21 protein-coding genes are annotated in these 24794 nt (G+C 56.8%); 4 read left to right on the forward strand and 17 right to left on the reverse strand.

The annotated features are described in order from the left end of the window. Position 1: 1 nt before the first annotated feature. Genes JWF83_RS10810 through gspG form a run of 8 tightly spaced genes read right to left on the reverse strand, consistent with a single transcriptional unit; the run spans position 2 to position 5942 of the window. Positions 2–538, reverse strand: coding sequence for a hypothetical protein (locus JWF83_RS10810; RefSeq protein WP_413650206.1), 537 nt, complete (start codon positions 536–538; stop codon positions 2–4). Continuing rightward, positions 535–1086: a hypothetical protein gene (locus JWF83_RS10815; RefSeq protein WP_413650207.1), complete on the reverse strand. Its 552-nt coding sequence runs from the start codon at positions 1084–1086 to the stop codon at positions 535–537. The genes JWF83_RS10810 and JWF83_RS10815 overlap by 4 nt, the downstream gene beginning before the upstream one ends. Then, entirely contained in the window at positions 1076–1573 is a 498-nt protein-coding gene (locus JWF83_RS10820; protein ID WP_413650208.1) for a hypothetical protein, read from the reverse strand. Before JWF83_RS10820 ends, JWF83_RS10815 begins: the two co-directional genes overlap by 11 nt. Further along, positions 1570–2274 (reverse strand): hypothetical protein, encoded by a 705-nt coding sequence (locus JWF83_RS10825; protein WP_413650209.1) that lies wholly within the window; start codon positions 2272–2274, stop codon positions 1570–1572. Before JWF83_RS10825 ends, JWF83_RS10820 begins: the two co-directional genes overlap by 4 nt. Continuing rightward, a complete protein-coding gene (locus JWF83_RS10830) occupies positions 2255–3886 on the reverse strand; it encodes a GspE/PulE family protein (RefSeq protein ID WP_413650210.1) in 1632 nt (543 codons plus the stop codon). The genes JWF83_RS10825 and JWF83_RS10830 overlap by 20 nt, the downstream gene beginning before the upstream one ends. Beyond that, complete coding sequence (locus JWF83_RS10835; RefSeq protein ID WP_413650211.1) at positions 3883–5055, reverse strand: type II secretion system F family protein; 1173 nt, start codon at positions 5053–5055, stop codon at positions 3883–3885. Before JWF83_RS10835 ends, JWF83_RS10830 begins: the two co-directional genes overlap by 4 nt. A 6-nt stretch (positions 5056–5061) precedes the next feature. Continuing rightward, complete coding sequence (locus JWF83_RS10840) at positions 5062–5520, reverse strand: transglycosylase SLT domain-containing protein (protein ID WP_413650212.1); 459 nt, start codon at positions 5518–5520, stop codon at positions 5062–5064. Next, positions 5520–5942 carry a type II secretion system major pseudopilin GspG gene (gspG, locus tag JWF83_RS10845; protein WP_413650213.1) on the reverse strand — a complete coding sequence of 141 codons (423 nt, stop codon included), beginning with the start codon at positions 5940–5942 and terminating at the stop codon, positions 5520–5522. The genes JWF83_RS10840 and gspG overlap by 1 nt, the downstream gene beginning before the upstream one ends. Before the next feature lie 227 nt (positions 5943–6169). Here gspG and JWF83_RS10850 point away from each other — a divergent pair, with 227 nt between their 5' ends. Then, positions 6170–6922, forward strand: a complete 753-nt coding sequence (locus JWF83_RS10850; protein ID WP_413650214.1) for a prepilin peptidase — start codon at positions 6170–6172, stop codon at positions 6920–6922. Between the two features lie 154 nt (positions 6923–7076). Continuing rightward, positions 7077–8705 carry a glycosyl hydrolase family 18 protein gene (locus tag JWF83_RS10855; RefSeq protein WP_413650215.1) on the forward strand — a complete coding sequence of 543 codons (1629 nt, stop codon included), beginning with the start codon at positions 7077–7079 and terminating at the stop codon, positions 8703–8705. On the opposite strand, the gene apaH is transcribed toward JWF83_RS10855, so the two are convergent. The 6 genes from apaH to lptD form a co-directional block, all read right to left on the reverse strand. Next, positions 8692–9522: a bis(5'-nucleosyl)-tetraphosphatase (symmetrical) ApaH gene (apaH, locus tag JWF83_RS10860; RefSeq protein WP_413650216.1), complete on the reverse strand. Its 831-nt coding sequence runs from the start codon at positions 9520–9522 to the stop codon at positions 8692–8694. The genes JWF83_RS10855 and apaH overlap by 14 nt on opposite strands. Positions 9523–9583: 61 nt before the next feature. Continuing rightward, a complete protein-coding gene (gene apaG, locus JWF83_RS10865; RefSeq protein WP_413650217.1) occupies positions 9584–9961 on the reverse strand; it encodes a Co2+/Mg2+ efflux protein ApaG in 378 nt (125 codons plus the stop codon). A 4-nt stretch (positions 9962–9965) separates the two neighbouring features. Further along, positions 9966–10790 carry a 16S rRNA (adenine(1518)-N(6)/adenine(1519)-N(6))-dimethyltransferase RsmA gene (rsmA, locus tag JWF83_RS10870; RefSeq protein WP_413650218.1) on the reverse strand — a complete coding sequence of 275 codons (825 nt, stop codon included), beginning with the start codon at positions 10788–10790 and terminating at the stop codon, positions 9966–9968. Beyond that, complete coding sequence (pdxA, locus tag JWF83_RS10875) at positions 10783–11775, reverse strand: 4-hydroxythreonine-4-phosphate dehydrogenase PdxA (RefSeq protein ID WP_413650219.1); 993 nt, start codon at positions 11773–11775, stop codon at positions 10783–10785. Before pdxA ends, rsmA begins: the two co-directional genes overlap by 8 nt. Then, positions 11765–13060 (reverse strand): peptidylprolyl isomerase SurA, encoded by a 1296-nt coding sequence (gene surA, locus JWF83_RS10880; protein WP_413650220.1) that lies wholly within the window; start codon positions 13058–13060, stop codon positions 11765–11767. The genes pdxA and surA overlap by 11 nt, the downstream gene beginning before the upstream one ends. 54 nt (positions 13061–13114) lie before the next feature. Further along, positions 13115–15457: an LPS assembly protein LptD gene (gene lptD, locus JWF83_RS10885; RefSeq protein WP_413650221.1), complete on the reverse strand. Its 2343-nt coding sequence runs from the start codon at positions 15455–15457 to the stop codon at positions 13115–13117. Positions 15458–15640: 183 nt separating this feature from the next. On the opposite strand from lptD, the gene djlA reads away from it, so the two are divergent. Further along, on the forward strand, positions 15641–16465 hold the full coding sequence (gene djlA, locus JWF83_RS10890) for a co-chaperone DjlA (RefSeq protein WP_413650222.1): 825 nt from the start codon (positions 15641–15643) through the stop codon (positions 16463–16465). 98 nt (positions 16466–16563) lie between these two features. Here the strand turns inward: djlA and rluA are convergent, their stop codons facing one another. The 3 genes from rluA to polB form a co-directional block, all read right to left on the reverse strand. After that, positions 16564–17217 (reverse strand): bifunctional tRNA pseudouridine(32) synthase/23S rRNA pseudouridine(746) synthase RluA, encoded by a 654-nt coding sequence (rluA, locus tag JWF83_RS10895; RefSeq protein ID WP_413650223.1) that lies wholly within the window; start codon positions 17215–17217, stop codon positions 16564–16566. Further along, positions 17217–20123 carry an RNA polymerase-associated protein RapA gene (gene rapA, locus JWF83_RS10900; protein ID WP_413650224.1) on the reverse strand — a complete coding sequence of 969 codons (2907 nt, stop codon included), beginning with the start codon at positions 20121–20123 and terminating at the stop codon, positions 17217–17219. Before rapA ends, rluA begins: the two co-directional genes overlap by 1 nt. Positions 20124–20275: 152 nt before the next feature. Further along, positions 20276–22636 carry a DNA polymerase II gene (gene polB / locus JWF83_RS10905; RefSeq protein ID WP_413650225.1) on the reverse strand — a complete coding sequence of 787 codons (2361 nt, stop codon included), beginning with the start codon at positions 22634–22636 and terminating at the stop codon, positions 20276–20278. Between the two features lie 201 nt (positions 22637–22837). Here polB and JWF83_RS10910 point away from each other — a divergent pair, with 201 nt between their 5' ends. Then, positions 22838–24793, forward strand: a complete 1956-nt coding sequence (locus JWF83_RS10910) for a type VI secretion system Vgr family protein (protein ID WP_413650226.1) — start codon at positions 22838–22840, stop codon at positions 24791–24793. The last annotated feature ends 1 nt before the right edge of the window (position 24794 follow it).

Below are 24794 nucleotides of genomic sequence, written 5' to 3' on the forward strand. Positions count from 1 at the left end.
ATCAGAATTCAGGTTTGGATTTCATATCACCCAGCGATAAACGCTGGTCGTTTTCTAGCGGCAGCCAGCGGAACACCAGATAGTCAGGTTCGATCGCCCTTAGCTGCCAGTTATCGTTCAGTTTTTCGCCGCTGCGAATGCTGTCGGCAAACTTGCACTGGCGGCAGACGATCCAGCTTTGTCGGCCATCGGTCAGCAGCAGATAGCGCTGCTGCTGGCTCCACCAGGCTCCCGCCACCCGGAACGGCAGGGTGGGGGCTCGTGGCGCTTCGGCCACCGGCGGTGTTGGCGGCGGCGGCGGCGGCGGTGGCGCCGCCCTGACCTGTGGTCCCTGGAAGGGGAACAGATCGTGATGGTTATCGCTGAGTGCGGGCGCCGCTGCGGCACGGCTGGCGCTGGCAGCGGCCAGTGCCGCAGGCTGTCCCTGCGGCAGTAAATCTTCCGCCACTGGCGCATCATCGGCAGGGCTGAACAGGCTCCACAGTGTGACCGCAGCGGTGACAGCCAGCGCGGCCTGTAAGTAACGTGGCAGTGTCATTGGCTCTCTCCGCTCAGCGTGACGCGCAGCGACATGTTCAGCTGGGTGGTCGCCGGTGTGCTGCGCGCCATGGCTAACGATTCAAACTGCAGCGGCAGGCTGGCCGACATCTCCCGTAATGCGCTTTGCAAATGCAGGTAGTCGCCGATCAGCGGAATATCGAGGGTCAGCCGCTCCGGCGCCGCATCGCTGTCAGCAGTCAGCAACTGATAACGACTCTCTCTGGCTTGCAGGCCGTGCTTTTGCAGAATGGCAAACAGCGCTTTAACCTGTTCATACTCAGTGGCGCTCAGCGGATTCTCCCCCTCTTCCTGCGGCGAGGTAATCGGCAGCGGAACCGCCAGCTGCTGGTGAATCGCCTGCTGGCGCAGGGTATCGGCCGCCAGCGCCGGGCGCAGTTGCGCGCACAGGTAAAACAGCAACACCAGCCACAGTGCGGCGATCGCCAACGGCAGCGGGCCGGACAGTTCATAACACTGGCTGGCGTACCAGCGCAGACGCGGCAGTAGCGTATTTATTGACCGCAGCAGGCCGGAATTAAGACGCATCGGGATACTCCAGATTTAATGTGGCGCGGATCTTCCATGGTTCGGGCATATTGCTCTCCGTCTGGTGGCTGTCCAGCGCCACTTTGACCGGCAGCCGTTGCAGGCGGGCGACAAAGTCCAGCAGCGCATCCAGCGAGTGACTCAGAACTTCGACGCGCAGGCGTTGCTGACGGGTATCCATCTCCAGCGATAGCAGGGCGATATCGTCGCGCAGGGCAGCGGCCATCAGCGTCAGACCGTTCAGCTGCGCAGGGTCCTGTTGCGGTTGCGGCGTGCGGGCGAAGGCGCGTTGTCTGGCGCTAATCGCCTCCGCAGCCTGACGGTGCGCCTGTAACTGCTGCATATCTTCCGCCAGCAGCCGGGTCAGTTGCTGCTGCTGTTGCTGAGTCACGCCGATCGCCGTCAGCGTCGGCGCAATCAGCAGCAGCAGCAGGCTGAGACCGATCGGCAGCCGCCAGCGCGGTGTAAATTGATGATGACTTTTCATGGTGTTGCTTCTCTCACCGCCGGCATCCCCGGTGGCGTCTGCGGCTGGTTGTGCATCACAAAGCGCGCCAGCGGCGGCAGCCCCGCGAGACGGTTAGCGGTATCCAGTTGCTGCGCCAGCTCGCTGTGCGGCAGATGCAGGGTAAACACGCTGTGCCACTGCCGCTGGTAGCGGCAGGCAAAGCTGCTTTGCGGCGTGCCGGCACAGGCAAACAGCGCATTTTCCGGCAGCTGACGGCCAAAACCGGCCAGCATGCCGCTGAACGGGGTGCAGCAGCCGACCAGACGCAGGCGTTGCGCCGCCGCCGTCTGTTTCAGTTCCGCCAGCAGCGCCTGCGGCAGCAGGGCGGCAAAGGCGTTGTCGCCATAGCCGCTGCGCATAAAGCTCACTGCCATCGGCTGGGCTTCATCCTGCTGCTGCGCCAGCAACAGGGCGGCATACTGACGCAGTTCCGCCGGCCGGGTAATACCTGCGCTCCACGGCACCAGCAGATAATTAACGTGTGGCGTATCGACGACAAACTCCAGGCTATCGCGCCAGGCAGGCGCGGGCGGCAGACTGGCGAATAACGGCGTCAGCTGTGCGGCCAGTGGCTGCTGCGGCTGCCAGCGGCACTGATCATGCAGCTCGCCATTACGCCACAGCTGCAGGTGTTGCGGTTGCAGGCGGCAGCACCAGCGCTTAATGGCGGGAAATAACACGTTTCACCTCCTGTAAGCTGGTCAGCCCGTTGCTGGCGGCAGTGATGGCGATCTGCTGCAGCGGCAGAAAACCTTCAGCGATCGCTACCTCGCGCAACTGGCGTAACGGCGCCCGCGCCAGCAGCGCCTCTTTCATCGCATCGCTGAAATGCAGTACTTCCGCCAGCGCCAGTCGTCCGTGATAACCGCTATGGCGGCAGTGTGGGCAACCTGCGCCGCGGCTCCAGCTGGCATCGCTCAGCATCTGCTGGCTGATCTGCCAGTGCGCAATCTCCTCCGCCGTTGGCTGATGGGGTTGCTGACATTGTGGGCAGATCTGGCGCACCAGGCGCTGCGCCACCACGCCGTTCAGCGCGGTGATCAGACTGGCGGGTTCCACCTGCATATAGAGGAAACGTTCCAGCACGCTGAATACGCTGTTGGCATGCACTGACGACAGCACCACATGCCCGGTCAGCGCCGCCTGCACCGCAATACCGGCCGTCTCGCCGTCACGGATTTCCCCCACCAGGATAATATCGGGGTCATGACGCAGGATGGCGCGCAGGCCGCGCGCAAAGGTCAGCCCTTTCTTATCGTTGACCGGGATCTGCAGGACTCCTTCCAGCTGATATTCCACCGGATCTTCAATGGTGATGATCTTGCTCTCACCGCTGTTCAGCTCGCTTAACGCTGAATAGAGGGTGGTGGACTTGCCGCTACCGGTTGGCCCGGTAACCAGCACCATGCCATGGGGGATCTGCGTCAGTTTGCGGATCGCCTGCAGCGTCGGCGTATCAAAGCCGAGGGTTTCCAGCCGCAGTTTTTTATCGTGCGATTTATCCAGCACGCGCAATACCGCGTCCTCGCCATGAATGCTGGGCATAATCGAGACGCGAAAATCGACGTTGCGCTGCTGAATATGCGCCTTAAAGCGCCCATCCTGCGGGATACGACGCTCGGAGATATCCATGCTGCCCAGTACCTTGAGCCGCGAAATTATCTGTTCCGCATTCTGGCCGCCATTACAGCGCGTAATGCTGTGCAGTACGCCATCAATGCGGTACTTCACCACCAGCCCGTCGGCAACGCTCTCCAGATGGATATCGCTGGCGCGGCTTTGCAGCGCGTCGTACAGCGTCGAGTTGACCAGTTTGATTACCGGGCTCTGCTCCTGGTCGAGGGTAACCAGCGAGATCTCCAGCGCCATCTCTTCTGCCTGACTGGTAAAATGCTGCTGATCCAGCTGTTCCATGGTGCGTTGCTGGCGCGACAGGCTCTCCAGCTGCTCATTGACCCAGCCCGGACGGCACAGCGCCAGACGTTCGGTCTGCCGCTGCGCCCACTGGCGCAACGTCAGGCTGAACGGATCGGCCAGTAGCAGCCAGCCGGTGCCGTCCAGCTGGATCGGCAGCAGGCGGCGCGCCAGCGCCTGCGGCAACGAAATGCGGCTAAAATCCAGCGTTGCGGCTGCCAGTTGCTGCTCCTGCAATGGCCAGAGACCCAGCTCGGCCGCCAGCGCGTCGAGCTGCTGCGGTTGTTCGCTTAGCAGCTGCTCCAGCCAGGCGGCGCGCTGCTCCTCTGCAAGATTAAGCCATGCAGAGCCTGGCATCGGTTGATGATCCTGAATCATCCGGCTAATCCTCCCGCCATTTCAAAAATCGGCATATACAACAGAAACACCACCAGGCCGACCAGTCCGCCGACGATCAACATCAGCAGCGGTTCAAATACCTTGCTAAAGGTTTCAATCGCGCGTTCAAGGTTCTCGTCATAAAACGCGGCGATACGTTCACACATCGCTGGCAGTTCACCGCCACGCTCTCCTACCACCAGCAGCCGGCTGGCGACCGGCGTGGTCAGGCCCTGGGCGGTCAGGCAGTGTGATAACGCTTTGCCTGCCTGGATCTCCGCCAGAATTTGCTGTAGCCGTGGCTGATAAGCCGCTGGCAACAGACAACCGGTCAGCCGCAGGGCATCGACCGCGGCCATCCCGCCCTGCAATAGCAGGCCAAGGGTGCGGTAGAAGCGCACCAGAATCGCCAGCTGGTACTGCTGTTTCAGCTGCGGTATGCGCAGTAACTGATTGAATGCCGCCTGACGCAGCGTCTTATTGCGTAACGCCGCGATAAACAGCGTGACGGCGCCGGCGGTCAGCATCAGCAACTGCGGACCGGCGCTGTTTGTCAGCGCGCCCCACCAGACAATAAATTGCGCGCTGCCGTTGAGGTTCTGCATGCCGGTAAACACCACGGCAAAGCGCGGGATAATAAAGCCCAGCAGGAAGAACAGAATCAGGCAGCCGACGCTGATAACCACGCAGGGGTAGAGCAGGGTGCTGCGAATGCGTTTGCGCAGCGTTTCCATGCGCTTTTCATAATGCAGAAAGCGCCCCAGCGCCACCGGCAGCTGGCCGGTCTGCTCCGACGAGGCCACGGTGCTGACCAGCAGCGGCGGAAACAGCGACGGCTGGGCGGCGAGCGCCTGCGACAACTGCTGTCCGCGATACAGTTCGCGCAGAATGTCGGCCAGAACCCGGCGCTGCTGCGCCTCACTGCAGCTTTCACTCAGTGCTTCAATCGCTTCGACAATCACCAGTCCCGCATCCAGCAACGCAATCAGTTCCTGAATAAACAGCGTCAGCGGAAACGGACGCGCGCGCCTGGCCAGCGGTTTCGCTTTGATCTGCAACACCAGCGCCTCCGCGGCGATCTGCGCGCGGGCTTCTTCGACGCTGCTGGCCGGGACCTGGCGGACACTGCGGACGCCGTTGTGCAATAACGTAATTTGATAATTTTTCATGGTTATTTATTGCTCAGCAGACTGGCTTTGTTGTTTTAGCCGCGCATAGTGGGGATGCACGCGCTGGACATAGCGCTGACGCAGATGGCCGCGATCGGGCGCATTACCGGCGTTATAGGCTCCCACCGCTTCCCAGCTATAGCCGTAGTGGCGGATAAAACCCGCCAGCACCCAGGCGCCGGTCATCACACTCAGGCATGGGTCGTCGAGTAGTGCGCGTTCAGAAATCTGAAAGTTGCGCAGCAACGGCAGATGACGGCTGTTAATCTGCATCAGTCCGATATCGTAGCTACCGTCGCGGTTCTGATTGCGTGCCGACGCCTGCAGGTTAGATTCGACGATGGCGATGGCCTGCAATAACTCCGGCTCAATGCCATAGCGTTGCCCGGCCTGCTCCCAGCAGGTGGCGCGCACCGGCAGCTGAATCAGATACAACAGCAGAAAAAACAGAGTTGCACGCACCATCAGAACCCGTAACTAACCTGTTTGCCGTCGTTACCGGTCGCCAGCAGCTCGACTTCATAGACCACATTTTTATTGCGCGTCGGGTTATGCCACTGATACGGGTTGCCCCAGGGATCGGCAGGCACTTCTTTGCTCAGGTAAGGACCACGCCAGTTTTTGACGCCGCCTGGCCGTTCAGTCAGCGCTTTCAGCCCCTGGGCTTCGCTGGGGTACTGACCGACATCGAGGCGATACTGGCTCAGCGCCTGCGACAGGCTTTTCATCTGGCTGACGGCGGTTTTATCTTTCGCCTGGTCAACCTGGGAAAACAGGCGGGGACCGACAAAGCCTGCCAGCAGAGCGATAATCATTAATACCACCAGCAATTCGAGCAGTGTAAAACCCTGCTGGTGGCGGACAGGTGATAACAGATATTTTTTCATGACATTCTCACGGTTATTTCATGGCAGAGATTTAACAAACGATGTGAATATTCTTAAGTAATCGCTGTGCAATAAACAGGCTATTGCTCTGTGCTTCGCTAAGAATTAACACCCGGTGATAGAGAATTTTCTTTATTTAACCGGCGGGGATATTTCTCTGAGCAGGTCAGGCTATTATCCGGCGTTTTACTGATAACCACCTGAACAGAAGAGAGATGAGAGATTAAATGCAGATACTCCTGGCCGCGCTGTCCGGCGCAGTAGTGGGTAGTTTCCTGAATGTGGTGATTTACCGGCTGCCGCTAATGATGGCGGGGGCGGCGTGCTCACTGAGTTTCCCGGCTTCCCATTGCCCCTGTTGCGCCGCACCTATTCGCTGGCGTCATAATCTGCCGGTAGTTGGCTGGCTGTGGCTGCGCGGGCGCTGTGCGGATTGTCGTCAGCCGGTTAGCTGGCGTTATCCGCTGGTAGAGGCGCTAACGGCACTGCTGTTTGTGCTGGTGGTCTGGCGCCACGGGGTGACGCTGCAGAGTGGTTTTATTCTTGGCGCGGTTTGTCTGCTGATTGCGCTGGCGGTCATTGACTGGCGCACCATGTTGTTGCCGGACCGTCTGGTGCTGCCGCTGTGGGCGCTGGGGATGGCGGCGGCGCTGCTGGAACTGGGTTCCGTCAGCTGGCATGATGCGTTGCTCGGCTCAGTAACCGGCTTTGCGTTGCCCTGGCTGCTGGATCGTCTGCATTACCTGCTGCGCGGTACCGCCGGCATGGGAATGGGGGATATGAAGTTGTTTGCCGCGCTGGGCGCCTGGTTCGGTGTGGCGACGCTGTGTCATATTATGCTGTTTGCGCCGCTGCTGGCACTGGCGGCGGCACTGTTATGGTTACGGGTGAAACCGGGTGAAGCTTTTCCTTTTGGCCCCTATCCGGCAATAGTGGCGCTGGTGTTTTTGCTATTTTCGCCGGCGGATTTTTATTTCTGATGCCGGGTATTGGCACGGGCGGCATTAATGCCGATAGTCGGATATGACTGGAATATTCTCAATAATTGCGGGAAATTGCTGCTGTTGTTTATCAGGTAAAAATCCTATTTTCCTCAGGTAATCCTGTTTTTTGATTAATAGCGAAATATTGCCTGTGAACAGACCCGCTCAATTAAACCTGATAACCGCGCTATTATTGCTGAGCAGCGCGGCGCTGCATGCTGAGATGCCCGATACCGCCGACGCTTTCCCGGATATCAGTGATAAAAAGATTATGGTGGGGTTCTGGCATAACCAGCAGACCCCGTCCGTTGGTTATCAGCACGGAACTTCCGCCAGTATCGAACTTTCGCAGATCCCGGCGGAATATAATGTGGTTACCGTGGCCTTTATGACCGGCAGCGGTATTCCGACCTTTACGCCAGATAATCTCAGTGACGAACAGTTCCGCCAGCAGGTTGCCATCGTTAACCAGCAGGGGCGCCCGGTATTGATCTCACTCGGTGGGGCGGATGCGCATATCGAACTGGCAACCGGTGAGGCGCAGAAACTTGCCGATGAAATTATCCGTCTGGTGGAAGTGTATGGCTTTGACGGACTGGATATCAATCTGGCCGACAGTGTGATTAGCGCCGGCGCCAATCAGAGCGAGATCCCCGCGGCGCTGAAACGAGTAAAAGCCACATATCCGCAATTTATCATCAGTATGTCGCCGCCATTTCCTGCCCTGCGCCGGGGCGGCGGCTGGGAAGTGCTGATAGATAATCTTGCCGGCTATTACGACTTTATCGCGCCGCAGTATTACAACCACGGCGATGAAGGGGTTTCCGGCGATAATGACTGGTATGCGCAAAAGGATGACAGTAAAAAAGCCGAGTTTTTATATACCCTTACCGATGCGCTGGTACAGGGAACGCGCGGGTATATTCAGATCCCGGCGGATAAATTTGTTATCGGTTTACCCAGTAATGCGGATGCCGCCGCCTCCGGCTATGTGCAGAATGAGGCTGATGTGCGCAGTGCATATCAGCGCTTAGCTGCTCAGGGCACGCCGGTCAGGGGACTGATGAGCTGGTCGGTTAACTGGGATGCCGGACACCGTCAAAGCGGCAATGCCTATGCGCACCAGTTCGTTGAGCGCTTTAGTCAGCTGGTCAGTGAAGAACTGGCCACGGAACCTGACAGTGAACCGCCGGGGCAACCAGGCAAACCGGATATCGAACTGGCGGAGGGTCAGGCCGTGCTGTCATGGGCCGCTGCCAGCGATAATCTCGCGGTGGCGCGCTATCACATCTGGCGTAATGGCGTCGAGATTGCACAGTCATTACTGCCGGAGTGGACGGATACCCAGCTGAGCGCAGGCAATAGCTATGAATACCAGATTGTCGCCGCAGATAAGGCGGGCAATCTCTCGCCGCCTGGCGAGTCATCGGTTATCACCGTGGAGAACGAGATGCCGGAGGAGGATAGCGAAAAGCCCGCCACGCCGCAGGGGCTGGTGGCGGCGGATATGGCTCAAGAGCGGCTGACGCTAAGCTGGCAGGCGGCAAGCGATAATCTGGCGATCAAACACTATCGGGTATACCGCAATGGGGTGCTTATCAGCGAGTCGCCGACGACGCATTTCACCGATAGCCTGCCCGACGCCGCGGCCATCTATGAATATCAGGTGGCTGCGGTGGATAACGCGGATAATGTCTCTGACAAGAGCCCGCCGCTGACGGTGAACACCGGCAGTGATAATGCTGTGCCGCCGTCAGCGGCAGCGGTTACTCTTCAATAGTGCGTTCGCGGTTTGACGGCTGAACAAATAGCGAGCGATCTTCCCAGCGCAGCAGCGTCAGAGAGCCGCCCCAGCAACAGCCGGTATCGAGGGCGATAATGCCTTCCGGCGTACCGCGCCCTTCCAGCGACGCCCAGTGGCCAAAGACAATGGTGTAATCACGGGCAATCGGCCCCGGAATGGTAAACCAGGGTTTCAGCGGCGGCGGCGCCGATTCCGGCGCCTCTTTGGCAATCATATCCAGCTGACCGTTGGGGAAGCAGAAGCGCATGCGCGTCAGCGCATTGGTGCTGAAACGCAGACGCGATAACCCGGTCAGTTCTGGCGTCCAGTTATTCGGCATATCGCCATACATGGCGTTGAGAAACAGGGGGTAACTGTCGCTGGAGAGCACCGCTTCCACTTCGCGCGCGCACATTTTTGCCGTTTCAATATCCCATTGCGGCGTAATGCCGGCATGCGCCATCACCAGCTTCTTCTCTTCGTCAATCTGCAGCAGCGGCTGACGACGCAGCCAGTTAATCAGCTCGTCGGCATCATGGGCTTCCAGCAGCGGCGTAATACGATCTTTGGGTTTATTACGACTGATGCCGGCATACACTGCCAGCAGATGCAGATCGTGGTTACCCAGCACCATGCGTACGCAGTCGCCGAGTGAACGGACAAAACGCAGCACTTCTAACGATGCCGGGCCGCGGGCGACCAGGTCGCCGGTCAGCCACAGGATATCTTTTTCGGGATCAAAAGCGACCTGCGCCAGTAGCGATTGCAATTCGTCGTAGCAACCGTGAATGTCGCCAATCAGGTAAGTACTCATTAATAGGGTATCCGCTAAAGCAAGCCAGGAGTAAACCCGGGTATCACGTCGAGTTTATGTCTTAGTGAATATGGGTCGGGATGGCAAGACGGAAGACCGGAATATCAACGTTGAAGGTTTCACCCTGCTGATCGATCATCACGTAGTGGCCTTGCATGGTACCCATTGGCGTTTCAAGGATCGCGCCACTGGTATACTGGAATTCACTGCCGGGCTCAATCAGTGGCTGTTCGCCAACCACCCCTTCGCCCTGCACTTCAGTTTCCCGACCATTACCGTTGGTAATCAACCAGTAACGGCCAATAAGCTGCACAGGATTGCGCCCCAGGTTGCGGATCGTAATGGTGTAGGCGAACACATAACGCTCTTCATTCGGTGCCGATTGCGACTCAATATACGCACTCTGCACCTGTACACAAACACGGGGCGATTCAATCATGCTGTTAGTTCTCCTGCGGCTCGGGGGGATGCGCAGTTAACCAGTTAGCTAACTGACAATATTGTGCGACAGAGATGTTTTCCGCCCGCAGCGTATTGTCGATGCCTAATTCGGTCAGCGTCTCCAGCGAGAACAGATGACCTAAGCTATTACGCAGCGTCTTTCTGCGCTTACCAAAGGCCTCCGTGGTGATACGGCTCAGGGTGCGAATATCATTGACCGGGTTAGGGACTTTGACATGCGGCACCAGACGCACCACGGCGGAGTCAACTTTGGGCGCAGGCGTAAATGATTCTGGCGGCACTTCCAGCACCGGAATGATATTGCAGTAATACTGCGCCATCACGCTCAAACGGCCATAGGCTTTGCTGCCCGGACCGGCAACCAGACGGTTTACCACCTCTTTCTGCAACATAAAGTGCATATCTTTGATTGCACTAGTATAGCTGAAAAGATGGAACATCAATGGCGTCGAGATATTGTAAGGCAGGTTGCCAAACACGCGTAATGACTGACCCTTTTCGGCTGCCAGTTCGGCAAAGTTAAAGGTCATCGCGTCCTGCTGAAAAATAGTCAGTTTCGGACCGAGGAACGGATGCGTTTGCAAACGGGCCGCCAGATCGCGGTCAAGCTCAATGACGGTCATGGCATCAATGCGATCGCCTACGGGTTCGGTCAGGGCGCCAAGGCCGGGACCGATTTCCACTATCGCCTCACCGGGTTGCGGATGGATGGCGGAGACAATGCTGTCGATGATGTACTGGTCGTTGAGGAAGTTCTGGCCAAAACGTTTGCGGGCAAAATGGCCCTGGTGGACGCGATTATTCATTACTGCTCTTGATCATGGTAATGGCGAGATTAAGCGCCGTGATAAAGCTGCCCGCATCGGCTGTTCCCTGTCCCGCCAGTTCAAGCGCGGTGCCATGGTCAACAGACGTACGGATAAATGGCAGGCCAAGGGTGATATTCACCGCGCGGCCAAATCCCTGATATTTTAACACCGGAAGCCCCTGATCGTGATACATCGCCAGCACCGCATCGGCATGTTGCAGATATTTGGGCTGGAACAGCGTATCGGCGGGCAGTGGGCCGGTGAGCTGAATCCCTTGCAGGCGCAACTCGTTGAGAGCCGGGATAATGGTATCAATTTCTTCACGGCCCATATGACCGCTTTCGCCAGCGTGCGGATTAAGGCCGCAGACGAAAATATGTGGTGTGGCAATGCCAAACTTGCTTTGCAGATCATGATGCAGGATGCCAATCACTTCATGCAAACTGTCGCGCGTGATGGCGGCAGAGACATCTTTCAGCGGCAGGTGCGTAGTGGCCAGCGCCACCCGCAGCTCTTCCGTCGCCAGCATCATCACCACGCGCTGGCAGGCTGAACGTTCGGCAAAGAACTCGGTATGCCCGGTAAACGGGATACCGGCATCGTTAATTACCCCTTTATGCACCGGGCCGGTGATCAGCGCGGCAAACTCGCCGTGCAGACAGCCGTCACAGGCGCGTGCGAGGGTTTCCAGCACGTAATGGCCGTTAGCGACACAGAGCTCACCGGGGATAACCGGTTGGGCGCAGGCCAGCGGCAACAGGGTCAGTGTCCCCGCCTGTTGCGGTTGCGCGGCAACCCCAGGCTGATAGTCACGCAGGGTGAGCGGCAGGCCGAGTATTGCTGCGCGTGCGCGCAGCAATTCAGGGGAGGCACAGACCACCAGTTCAACCGGCCAGTCGCGCTGGGCCAGCTGGATGGTCAGATCGGGACCAATCCCGGCGGGTTCGCCGGGAGTGATCACCACACGCTGATTACTTAGCATTGGCATCCAGAATTTTCACGTAAGCGCTGGCACGTTGTTCCTGCATCCAGGTTTGTGCTTCTTCAGCAAACTTACGATTAAACAGCAGACGGTAAGCACGCTCTTTCTGCGCCGCATCGGTTTTATCAACCTGGCGGGTGTCGAGCAGCTGAATCAGATGCCAGCCGAAAGAGGAGTGGATCGGCTGGCTGATCTGGCCTTTATTCAGTTTCAGCAACGCATCACGGAAAGCCGGATCGAAGACGTCGGCTGAGGTCCAGCCAAGATCGCCGCCCTGATTCGCTGAACCAGGATCTTCCGAAAGTTGTTTGGCCGCAGTGGCGAAATTCGTTTTACCACTCTTAATATCGGCGGCAATTTCTTCCAGTTTCTGGCGTGCCTGGGCATCGGTCATTACCGGTGACGGTTTCAGCAGAATATGGCGCGAATGCACTTCGGTAACCGAAATGTTCTGGCTCTCGCCGCGCAGATCGTTCACTTTCAGAATATGGAAACCGACGCCGGAGCGAATCGGGCCGACAATGTCGCCTTTTTTCGCACTGCTCAGCGCCTGTGAGAACAGGGTTGGCAGTTCTTCAATTTTACCCCAGCCCATAGTGCCGCCTTTCAGCGCCTGGGAGTCAGCAGAGTAAGTGACCGCCAGTTTACCGAAGTCGGCGCCGCCTTTCAGCTGCGAGACCAGCTGCTTCGCCAGGTTTTCCTGCTCATCAACCTGTTGCTGCGTCGGGTTTTCCGCCAGTGGCAGCAGGATGTGGCTGAGGTTCAGTTCGGTGCCGCGACTGTTCTGCGCGCCGACCTGCGCCGCCAGCGTATCCACTTCCTGTGGCAGGATAGTGACGCGACGACGAACTTCGTTATTACGCACTTCGGCAATTTGCATCTCTTTACGGATCTGCTCGCGGTAGGTGCTGTAGTTAACGCCATCATAGGCCAGACGACTACGCATCTGATCCATGGTCATCTTGTTCTGTGCGGCAATGTTGGCTATCGCCTGATCGAGCTGCTGATCGGTGACCTGCACCCCCATCTGTTTGCCCATCTGCAGCAGGATATTATCCATAATCAGACGTTCAACAATCTGATGACGCAGAGTGTTATCATCAGGCAGCTGTTGTCCGGCCTGCTGCGCCTGGGCTTTCACCGACTGCATCATGCCATCCACATCACTTTCTAATACCACGCCGTTATTTACCACGGCGGCAACTTTATCAACAACTTGTGGTGCTGCAAACGCGGTATTGGCTGCCAGGGCCACACCAAGGATCAGCGTTCTCCAGTTCTTCATACTTTTTCCATTCTTCTTTCCGCACTGCGGGTTTGCATGCCAAACATTACAACATCAGAAAGCGCGCTGGTAAGGCAGAATACCCTGACGCAGCATTTGACCGGTTCCTAAGCCGTAGTTAGAGCTCAGGCCACGCAGTTCAATGTTGAACGAGATTTGGTTATCATATTTACTGTTTTCGTTTTCCCAACCGTTGATTTTGCGTTCGTAACCCAGGCGAATGGCATAACAGCAAGAGCTGTATTGCAGGCCCACCAGCTGATCGGCAGGCTGTCGCGATTTGGTGTCGTAGTAGTAGGCGCCGACAACAGACCACGCATCAGCAATCGGCCAGCTTGCTGTGGTGCCAACCTGCGAAATGCCATCTTTATAGATCGGGTTGGTTGAAATATCACTCTGCAAGGCAGACGCAACATAATCCGGACTGCTGTAGCGATAGCTCAGCTGAATCATACGATCCGCGTCACGACGATACTCCAGCACCGCATTCCCCTGCGAAACATTATCCAGTCGCGTATCGTACTGAATACCGCCGCGCGTGCTCCAGCGATCGCTAATTTTCCAGTATGTATCACCGGCCCACACCAGGCTGCCAGTGTCATCTTCTTCGCTGACGGTGTTCAGGCCGGTGCGAGAAGGGGTAAACGAGTAGATTTGACCCACAGAAACGTTAAAACGTTCAACCAGATCGGTATCATAAATACGAGAAGTGACGCCGGTGGTCACCTGGTTGGCCGATGCGATGCGATCCAGACCACTATAAGTACGATCGCGGAACAGGCCGGTGTAGTCAGTTTGCAGCAGCGTCGAGTCATAGGCGTTGATATGGCTCTGGTCGCGATACGGGATATACAGGTACTGCGCGCGTGGTTCCAGCGTCTGCGTGTAACCCTCCGCCCAGTTCATCTCGCGGTCATAGACCATTTTACCGTCAACTTTAAATTGCGGCATTACGCGGTTGACTGACTCTTTCAGCTGATTGGTTTTGCTGGTATCGACGCTGTTATTGTAATAATCAACGTTTTCCTGCTGGTAATGGGTGGCCAGCAGTTTGGCTTCGGTATTCAGACTGCCCCAGCTATTGGCCATCGGCAGATTGATGGTCGGCTCAAGGTGCAGACGTGTCGCCTCAGGATAGCGTGGGTCGACGTTGGTAAATTTCACCGCCTGGCCATACAGGTGGGTATCAAACGGACCGACATCGTTTTGATAGGCGTTAAAATCAAACTGTGGCTGCGCGCGGTACACATTGCGTACCGAGAACACCTGGAAGTCTTTACTCGACAGCGTGGCGTTCCAGTTCTCTTCGGCATAGCCAACGCTGAATTTTTGCGTCAGATAGCCGTCGGTGGATGAGTAGAACGGCGAATCCAGATCGTTAAAGTAGTAAGAGTCGCTGACTTTTGAGTAGTCAGCGTTGAAGCGCCAGTTTTTCTCGTAGACGCCCGCATGGCGCCAGTAGAAGAACCAGCGATTCGAATCTTTTTCATCCGGATGATCACGGTTGAACTGATCGTCCGATGGCAGATAATCCAGCTCCACCAGGCCTGCGCCGGCGGTGGTCAGATATCGAAACTCATTCTGATACTGCACGCCACGCTTGCTCAAGTAGTGCGGCGTCAGGGTGGCATCAAAGTTCGGCGCGATATTCCAGTAGTACGGCAGAATAAATTCAAAGCCGTTATTACTGCCATATTTGGCATTCGGGATCAGGAAACCGGAACGGCGGCGATCGCCGATCGGCAGCTGCAGATACGGGCTGTAAAATACCGGCACGGCGCCAAGTTTAAAGCGGGCGTTCCAGATCTCCGCCACCTCTTCCTGGCGATCCTGAATCACTTCCGAACCGACCACGCTCCAGCTATTATCGCCGGGCAGACAGGTGGTAAAGGTGCCGTTTTCCAGAATGGTGTAACGGTTTTCACCGCGCAGTTTCATCTGATCGGCAACGCCGCGCCCCTGGCGACCGACCATCTGATAGTCGCCGTTCCAGACGTTAGTGTCTTTGGTATTCAGATTTGACCAGGCTTTCGGCCCTTTCAGGATCACCTGATTGTCGTCATAGTGCACATTGCCCAGCGCATCGACGGTACGTGTCGGCACCGTTTGCTGCGGCAGCATGCGCTGATGCACCTGAACTTCATCGGCTTTCAGGCTGCTATTGCCCTGCTGCACATCGACATTGCCGGTAAATACCGCATCATCGGGATAGTTGCCTTTTGCGTTATCAGCGTTAATCGTTACCGGCAGTTGATTGGTTTGCCCCTGCACCAGAGGTCGATTGTAGCTTGGCACGCCTAGCATGCACTGCGACATCAGATCGTCTGCAAGCACTTGCTGACTGTAAAGCGCTGAACCAATCAGTGTGGCCAGCAAACTAGGTATACGTTTTTTCATACGCGGTATCGAGAATTCCGTGATAACTGGCATCATGCCGACAAACGGTCAGAGACTAACTTACTCAACAGCGTTGCGCTAGTGTTATCCTGCTCGTTTACCCGCGTTGCCGTTAGGCTCTGAGATAAATGACAGGTATGATAATGCAATTTTTAGCCTTCAGCATGGCGAATTGAGGAGTATATGCGCTATTGGGGAAAAGTACTTGGCCTTGTGCTGGGTTTGTTGTCTGGAGCCGGCTTCTGGGGCCTGGCGATTGGCCTGCTTATTGGCCATATGTTTGATAAGATTCGCAGCGCGCAAGGACGGGGGTATTTCGCCAATCAACAAACGCGGCAAACGCTGTTCTTTCGCACCACCTTCCAGGTGATGGGGCATTTAACCAAATCGAAAGGGCGGGTGACCGATGCGGATATCCAGATGGCGTCGTTGCTGATGGATCGCATGCAGTTGCATGGCGCGGCGCGTACCGCTGCGCAGCAGGCGTTTCGTGAAGGTAAGCAGGGGGAATACCCGCTGCGTACTAAGTTACGCGAACTGCGCAGCGCCTGTTTTGGCCGTTTCGATCTGATTCGGATGTTTCTGGAAATCCAGATTCAGGCGGCCTTTGCCGATGGTTCGCTGCATCCCAACGAGCGCCAGGTATTGTATGTGATTGGCGAAGAGCTGGGGATCTCCCGCAGCCAGTTCGACCAGTTTCTGCGCATGATGCAGAGCGGCCAGCAGTTTGGCGGCGGCAATCAATCCTGGGGCGATTCGGCGCAGGGCGGTTTTCAGCAGGCTCAGCGTGGGCCGACGCTGGAAGATGCCTGTAGCGTGCTGGGGGTGAAAAGCAGCGACGATGCCGTCACCATCAAGCGTGCTTACCGCAAGCTGATGAGTGAACATCATCCTGATAAGCTGGTGGCGAAAGGCTTGCCGCCAGAAATGATGGAGATGGCGAAGCAGAAAGCGCAGGAGATTCAGGCGGCGTATGATTTAATTAAACGCGAGAAGAACTTCAAATAACGCCTGTAGGGGCGGCATTAATGCCGCCCGTATCAATGGTTTGCACTGACCGCAATGACGGCATTAATGCCGCCCGTATCAATGGCTTGCACTGACCGCTAAAAATCCGCCGGCTGGCGAAAGGTCATCGGCGTTTTATATTGCGGATGGGTAATCGTCAGCATCTCAGCATGCAGCTGCAACCTTGGCGCCATCGCCCGCGCTTCATCATGGGCATAAAAATTATCCCCCAGAATCGGATGGCCCAGCGCCAGCATATGCACACGTAACTGGTGCGAACGCCCGGTAATCGGCTTCAGGCGCACGCGCGCGCTGTTATCGGCGGCATACTCCAGTACCTGATACTCGGTCTGCGCCGGTTTGCCGCTGACAAAACAGACTTTCTGCTTTGGCCGGTTCGGCCAGTCACAGATCAGCGGTAAATCAACCAGTCCTTTCTCCGGCTGCGGATGTCCCCAGACGCGCGCAACATAGGTCTTCTGCGGTTCACGCTCGCGGAACTGCCGCTTCAGCTCACGCTCAGCGGCTTTCGTTAGCGCCACCACAATCACGCCGCTGGTCGCCATATCCAGTCGATGTACCGATTCGGCCTGCGGATAATCACGCTGAATGCGCGTCATCACGCTGTCTTTATGCTCCGCCAGACGGCCGGGCACCGACAGCAAACCACTGGGTTTATTGACCACCATAATATGCTCATCCTGGTAGAGGATATGCAGCCATGGCTCTGCCGGCGGATTGTAAGGTTCCATTATTGGTGCGTCACCACAATCAGGCGCAGCGCATCCAGACGCCAGCCGGCGTCGTTCAGGCTGGCCAGCACCTGGGCGCGATTACTCTCCAGCGCTTCAACCTCATCATCACGAATGTTCGGGTTAACCGCTTTCAGTGCTTCCAGGCGTGACAGTTCGGCGCTGAGTTTCTCGTCCGCTTCCTGGCGCGCGGCATCAATTACCTGTCGGGCTTCTGCCGCCGCCTGCTCTTCAGATAATTTCAGAATCGCGTGGACATCCTGTTGCAGCGCATTAACCAGCTTGCTGCCGGTATGACGATTGACCGCATTCAGCTGACGGTTAAAGCTTTCAAACTCCACCTTAGCGGCGAGGTTGGTTCCTTTACGGTCCACCAGCATGCGGATCGGCGTCGGCGGCAGGAAGCGAGTCAGCTGCAGATGCTTCGGCGCCTGCGCTTCGACCACGTAAATCATCTCCACCAGCAGGGTGCCAACCGGCAACGCTTTATTTTTCAGCAGCGACAGCGCGCAGCTGCCGGTATCGCCGGAGAGGATCAGATCCAGACCGTTACGGATGATCGGGTGTTCCCAGGTGATATACTGCGCATCTTCACGCGCCAGCGCCTGCGCGCGATCGAAGGTAATGGTGCAGCCATCTTCCGGCAGCCCCGGGAAGTCCGGTACCAGCATATGATCGCCCGGCGTCAGCACGATCAGGTTATCACTGCGATCTTCCTGATTGATGCCAATAATATCGAACAGATTAAGCGCAAAGTTCACCAGCTCAATATCATTATCCTGCTCGCCAATCCGGTCGGCCAGCGCCTGCGCCTGCTCGCCGCCATTGGAGTTCAGCTCCAGCAGACGGTCTCGGCCCTGTTCCAGCTGGGCTTTCAGCGCATCATGCTGGCTGCGGCACTGGTGAATAAATTCTTCCAGTCCCTGCGGGTTTTCCGGCGCCGCCAGATACTCAATCAGCTGCTGATAGACGCTGTCATAGATGGCGCGCCCGGTCGGGCAGGTATGTTCAAAGGCGTCGAGCCCGGCGTGATACCAGCTGACCAGCACCGCCTGCGCGGTTTTTTCCAGATACGGCACCATAATCTGAATATCGTGCGCCTGACCGATACGATCCAGACGACCAATACGCTGTTCCAGCAGATCCGGGTTAAACGGCAGATCAAACATTACCAGACGGCTGGCGAACTGGAAGTTACGACCTTCGGAGCCGATCTCTGAACACAGCAGCACCTGCGCGCCACCCTCTTCGGTGGCGAAGTAGGCGGCCGCACGGTCACGTTCGATAATCGATAAGCCTTCATGGAATACCGCCGCGCGAATCGCTTCGCGCTCGCGCAGTACCTGCTCAAGTTGCAGCGCGGTCGCCGCTTTGGCACAGATCACCAGCACTTTTTCGTCACGGTTGCTGGTCAGATAGCCCATCAGCCACTCAACGCGCGGATCAAAGTTCCACCAGGTGCCGGTATCGCCTTCAAATTCCTGATAAATCTGCTCCGGATAGAGCATGTCGCGCGCGCGTTCATCGGCTGACTTACGCGCCCCCATAATGCCGGAGACTTTAATGGCCGTCTGATACTGCAGCGGCAGCGGCAGACGAATCTGATGCAGTTCGCGTTTCGGGAAGCCTTTCACCCCGTTACGGGTGTTACGGAACAGCACGCGGCTGGTGCCATGGCGATCCATCAGCATGCTAATCAGTTCCTGACGCGCCTGCTGTTTGCCTTCGCGGTTACTGTTAGCCACCTGCAGCAGCGGTTCAATATCCTGCTCGCCCACCAGGTCGTTCAGCATATTCATCTCGTTAGCCGAGATGGTTTTGTCGGCCAGCAGCATTGCCACCGCATCGGCAATCGGACGGAAGTTCTGTTGCTCTTCGACAAACTGGGCGAAATCGTGGAAACGATCCGGATCCAGCAGGCGCAGACGGGCAAAGTGGCTCTCCATCCCCAGCTGTTCCGGCGTTGCGGTCAGCAGCAGCACGCCGGGGATCTGTTCGGCAAGTTGTTCAATAACCTGATATTCACGGCTTGGTTCGCCTTCGCTCCAGGCCAGATGGTGAGCTTCATCGACAATCAGCAGATCCCATGCGGCATCGGCCATTTTCTCCAGCCGCTGCTTATTGCGGCGGACAAAGTCCAGCGAACAGATCACCAGCTGTTCGGTATCAAACGGGTTGTCGCTGTCGTGCTGCGCTTCGGCATAGCGATCGTCATCAAACAGCGCAAAGCGCAGGTTGAAGCGGCGCAGCATCTCGACCAGCCACTGGTGTTGCAGGGTTTCCGGCACCACAATCAGTACGCGTTCGGCGCGGCCCGCCAGCAGTTGCTGATGGATGATCATGCCTGCTTCAATGGTTTTACCGAGGCCAACTTCATCGGCCAGCAATACGCGCGGCGCATGGCGACGGCCAACATCGTGCGCAATATGCAGCTGATGCGGGATCAGGTTGGTACGCATGCCACGCAGACCGCTGATCGGCAGGCGGTACTGTTCACTGTGGTATTTACGCGCGCGGAAACGCAGGGCAAAGCGATCCATACGATCGAGCTGACCGGCAAACAGGCGATCCTGCGGTTTACTGAACACTAATTTGCTGTCCAGCATCACTTCACGCAGCATCACGCCACTCTCTTCAGTATCGAGGCGTTTACCGACATACGCCATCAGACCGTTTTCGTCGATCGCGTCTTCCACTTCCAGCTGCCAGCCTTCATGGCTGGTAATGGTATCGCCCGGATTGAAGATCACTCGGGTAATCGGAGAATCATTTCTGGCATAGAGACGGTTTTCACCCGTAGCCGGGAATAACACTGTCACCATCCGTGCATCAAGTGCAACAACGGTTCCCAGTCCCAGTTCGCTTTCCGTATCGCTGATCCAGCGTTGACCAAGTGTAAAAGGCATAGATAGTTGGCTCGATTCTCTAAAAAAGTTTTTTTGAACGCGCTCCGGGCAATAGCACTGCGGCCGGACAAATAAGAGTCTGGCTGAAGGCGCGGAGCGTTGAAGTTCAGGAAGGGCGCTATGGTACTGGAAGGTAACGCATTCGTCACCTGTCAAAACAGCCCTAACTGTCCGGTAATTAATCTCGCAAAGTCATCCTGCATAAACGGCAGAATACCGTCCGCCACCGGCTGCAGCTGGCGCGTAAGATAGTGATCATAGTCGAGCGGCGTCATTCGCGCCTCCAGCGGTTCCGGCCCTGAGGTGGCCATCACATAGCGAATATAGCCGCCGTTTTGATACTGCAGCGGGCGTCCCAGCTTGCGGTTGGATTCATCCGCCAGCCGTGCGGCGCGCACGTGGGGCGGCACGTTACGTTGATACTCTTCGAGTGGCCGACGTAAACGTTTTTTAAATACCAGCCGATCATCAAGTTCACCGTCCAGTAGCTGACGCACGGTTTCGCGAATAAAATCCTGATAAGGCTGACGCTGAAAAATACGCTGATATAACTCCTGCTGGAACTGTTGCGCCAGCGGCGTCCAGTCGGTACGTACGGTTTCCAGCCCCTTAAACACCATGCGCGCCCGATCGCCGTCGGTAATTAACCCGGCATAACGTTTTTTGCTGCCCTGTTCGGCGCCGCGAATGGTCGGCATTAAAAAACGGCTGAAATGGGTTTCGAACTCCAGTTCCAGCGCGCTTTCCAGTGCAAACTGCTGGCGGAGATGCTCACGCCACCAGTGGTTAACTTTCGCCACCAGCCGCTGGCCTATTTCCGTCGCCTGCGCTTCATTATGCGGCGATTTCAGCCAGACAAAGGTGGAGTCGGTATCGCCATAGATCACATCATAGCCCTCTGCCTCAATCAGTTCGCGCGTCTGACGCATAATCTCATGGCCACGCAGGGTGATCGAGGAGGCGAGACGCGGGTCGAAGAAGCGGCAGGCGCTGGTGCCGAGGACGCCATAAAAGGCGTTCATAATAATTTTCAGCGCCTGCGACAGCGGCTTATTGCCGTGCTTTTTCGCCGCTTCGCGCCCCTGCCAAATCTGCTTTACGATCTCCGGCAGGCAGTGTTCGCTGCGCGAGAAACGCGCATGACGGAATCCGGGCACCGAGTGCGCGTCGTCCGGCGTCGCCAGTCCGGCCACCAGGCCGACCGGATCGATAAGAAAGGTACGGATAATTGACGGATAAAGGCTTTTATAATCCAGCACCAGCACCGAATCGTACAGGCCGGGGCGCGAATCCATTACATAGCCGCCCGGGCTGGCTTCCGGGGCGATCTCGCCGAGATTGGGGGCGACATAACCGGCGCGGTGCATACGCGGCAGATAGAGGTGGCTGAAGGCGGCTACAGAGCCGCCGTGACGATCTACCGCCAGACCATTGACCGAAGCGCGTTCCAGTAAGAATGGCATCAGTTCGGTATGCTGAAAGATGCGCGTAACCAGCTCACAATCTTTCAGGTTATAGCGCGCCAGCGCCGGTTTGTCGTTGGCGAAGCGCTGGTTAATCTCCTCCATGCGCTGCCACGGATTATCAATCGCTTTGCCTTCTCCCAACAGCTCGCGCGACACCGCTTCGAGGCTGAATGAGGAGAAGTTCCAGAAGGCCGATTTCAGCGCTTCAATGCCGTCAATAATCAGGCGCCCGGCGGCCTGGGCGAAAAATACCCCAGGTTTAAAACCGTGTTCGCGCCACTCCAGCGTTTGCCGATCGCGGCCAAGGCGCAGCGGAATAGCATAGCGGTCGGCATGTTTTTGCAGGACGCGCAGATCAAACTGTACCACGCTCCAGCCAATCACCACGTCGGGATCGTGCTGCTGAAACCAGGCGTTAAGTTTTTCCAGCAGTTGCGGGCGGCTGTTGACATATTCCAGATTAAAATCGAGCTGGCTGGCATCGCCATTTTCCGGCCCCAGCATATACACATCACGCTGGCCGCAGCCTTCCAGGCCAATGCAGTACAGTTCGCCGTGCTGGGTGGTTTCGATATCCAGCGACACCCATTTCAGCGGCGGCCGGTAGTCCGGATGGGGTTTCAGACGCGCATTCACCAGGCTGTTGCCGACCGGTTGACCACTAAACCACACCGGCGCGGTAATAAAGCGCTCCATTAAAAAGCGTTCCGGCGGCCGGATATCCGCTTCATACAGGGTGATCTGGTGTTCGCGCAGCAGCTTCTCCAGCCGCTGCAGCTGGCGATACTGGCGGCAGTAAAGGGCAAATACCGGGCGCTGGCGAAAATCTTTGAGCTCAAGCGCAGCAATGCGGTAATGACGTTCATTGACCAGCAGTTGCTGCACCTGCTGCTGGTAGATTTGCGGGATAAAAGCCACGGACTCCTGCTCCGGCAGCACCAGCCGCTGTGGCCCGGCATCAGTTGCCAGCCACAACACCACCTCGGTACCTGTCGCGGTATCCCGCCAGTGGCGAGTGAGTAAAAAGCCTGCGCGCGCGTTGTCCACCCGGACCCCTTATTCGTTAACTGTAAATAATAGTAGCATGTTTATTTATACAGTTCCTTAGTGGCGCTGCAGCGCAGAGCGGCGATTTTTGCTGCATTTGCTGGCGGCATTCTGATCCAGCTGCTAAACCTTGATGTCATCACAGTGAGTGATGATGACCTGCGCCAGGCTGGCACGGCATTAACTAAAAGGATGTTTTCCATGGAACGCGTAATCGTAGCCCACACGCCGCTGGCTGATGATCGGCTGCTGTTCAAATCATTGAGCGGTAGCGAGCAACTCTCCTCACTGTATGCCTTTGACGTCGAATTATTAAGCCTCGACCATCATATCGGGCTGACTGCGCTACTGGGTGGCGTATTAACGATTGAATTAAAAAATCACACCGCCACACCGCGTTATTTAACCGGCATTATGAGCCAGATTAGCTATAGCGGCGTTGAAGCGCACGATGAACGCTATGCGTTATATCGCGCTATTCTCCGTCCCGCCTTATGGTATTTAACGCAAAACCGCGATTTTCGTATCTGGCAGGAAAAAAGTGTGCCGCAGATCCTCACCGAGGTATTTAATGCGCATCATATTCCGTTCAGTAATCAGCTGAGCTGGCGTTATCGCCAGTGGAGTTATTGCGTGCAATATCAGGAGAGCGATTTCGATTTTATTAGTCGCCTGATGGAGCATGAAGGGATTTATTACTATTTTTCCCATCAGGCGGATCGGCAGATTTTAATTCTGGCCGACGGTCCGCTGGCGCATGGCACCCTGCCGGGCTATGAGGCTATTCCCTGGACGGCGTCAGAGCAGCAGCGCGAGGGGATTCACCGCTGGAGTACCACCGGCGCCATTACCCCGGCGCTGTATAGTCTGGATGATTATGACTTTCGCCAGCCGCGCGCGCGACTGCTGGAAGCACGCCAGAACCCATACTCCGGCGCCGGTGCCAAAGCCGAAGTGTTCGACTGGCCGGGGCGTTTTAACGATCGTGAACAGGGTGAGTTTTATGCGCGCGTGCGCCAGCAAGAGTTTGCGGCGCAGCATCAACAGATGAGCGGCAGTGCCACGGCTGGCGGTATCGCGACCGGCTATCTGTTTAATTTAACCGGAGCGCCGCGTCAGCAGGACGATCAGCAATATCTCACCGTCAGCACCCACTGGTCGCTGCGCGCTGCCCCCTATGCCAGCGGCAGCGCGCGCGCGGGCGAGCAGCAGGTCAGTTTTACCGTAGTGCCTGCCGATATCAACTGGCGTGCGCCGCGCCAGACGCGCTGGCCAAAGACTCACGGACCGCAAACTGCGGAGGTGGTGGGGCCGGAGGGTAAAACCATCTGGACCGACCAATATGGCCGGGTAAAGCTGAAGTTTCGCTGGGATCGTCACGGTGGCAGCGATGGCAGTAGCTCGTGCTGGGTGCGGGTTGCCAGCAGCTGGGCCGGCTGGAAATATGGCGCGCAGCAGGTGCCGCGTGTCGGTGAGGAAGTGGTGGTGGATTTTATCAATGGCGATCCCGATCGGCCGATTATTACCGGCCGCGTCTACAACCAGCAGAACATGCCGCCGTGGGAGTTGCCCAGCGCCGCCACGCGGATGGGGTTTATGTCGCGCAGTAGCGGTGGCAGTAGCGACAACGCCAGCTTTTTATTCCTCGACGATGCGCCGGGGCGGGAATCTTTCACCATGCACGCCGAACGCGATATGAATATTTCGGCAGAAAACCATCTGCAGTTGCGTACCGGCGGCAATAAGCAGGAGGTGATTGACGGCGATCTGCTGGTCACCATTGGCGGAGGCTGGCGGCAGGAGGTGAACGGCAGTGAGATAGTTATCTCCTCGCCGCATAAAATTACCCTGAAAAGTGATACCACCATTGAAATGGATGCCCCTGCCAGTTCACTGAATGCCAGGGAGTACGCCTATACCACCACCGGATTTAATGTCGGTATTAATGGGCTGGATATTAAGATGAATGGTATGTCCATCGGCAGCAGTATCTCGAGTAACGATATTAAAGGCGTCGCCTGCAGTGTTACCGGTTTTAGCCTGGCGAAAACCGGCGTCACCATGCAAACCAATACCATTAAATACAGCGGGTCGGAATTAGGTGTCGATCTTTCCGCGGTGCGCACCTTAATGAGCGGCGTATTTTTATATATGTAAG

The organism is Pantoea sp. B65 (assembly GCF_047308185.1).
Lineage (GTDB): Bacteria > Pseudomonadota > Gammaproteobacteria > Enterobacterales > Enterobacteriaceae > Erwinia.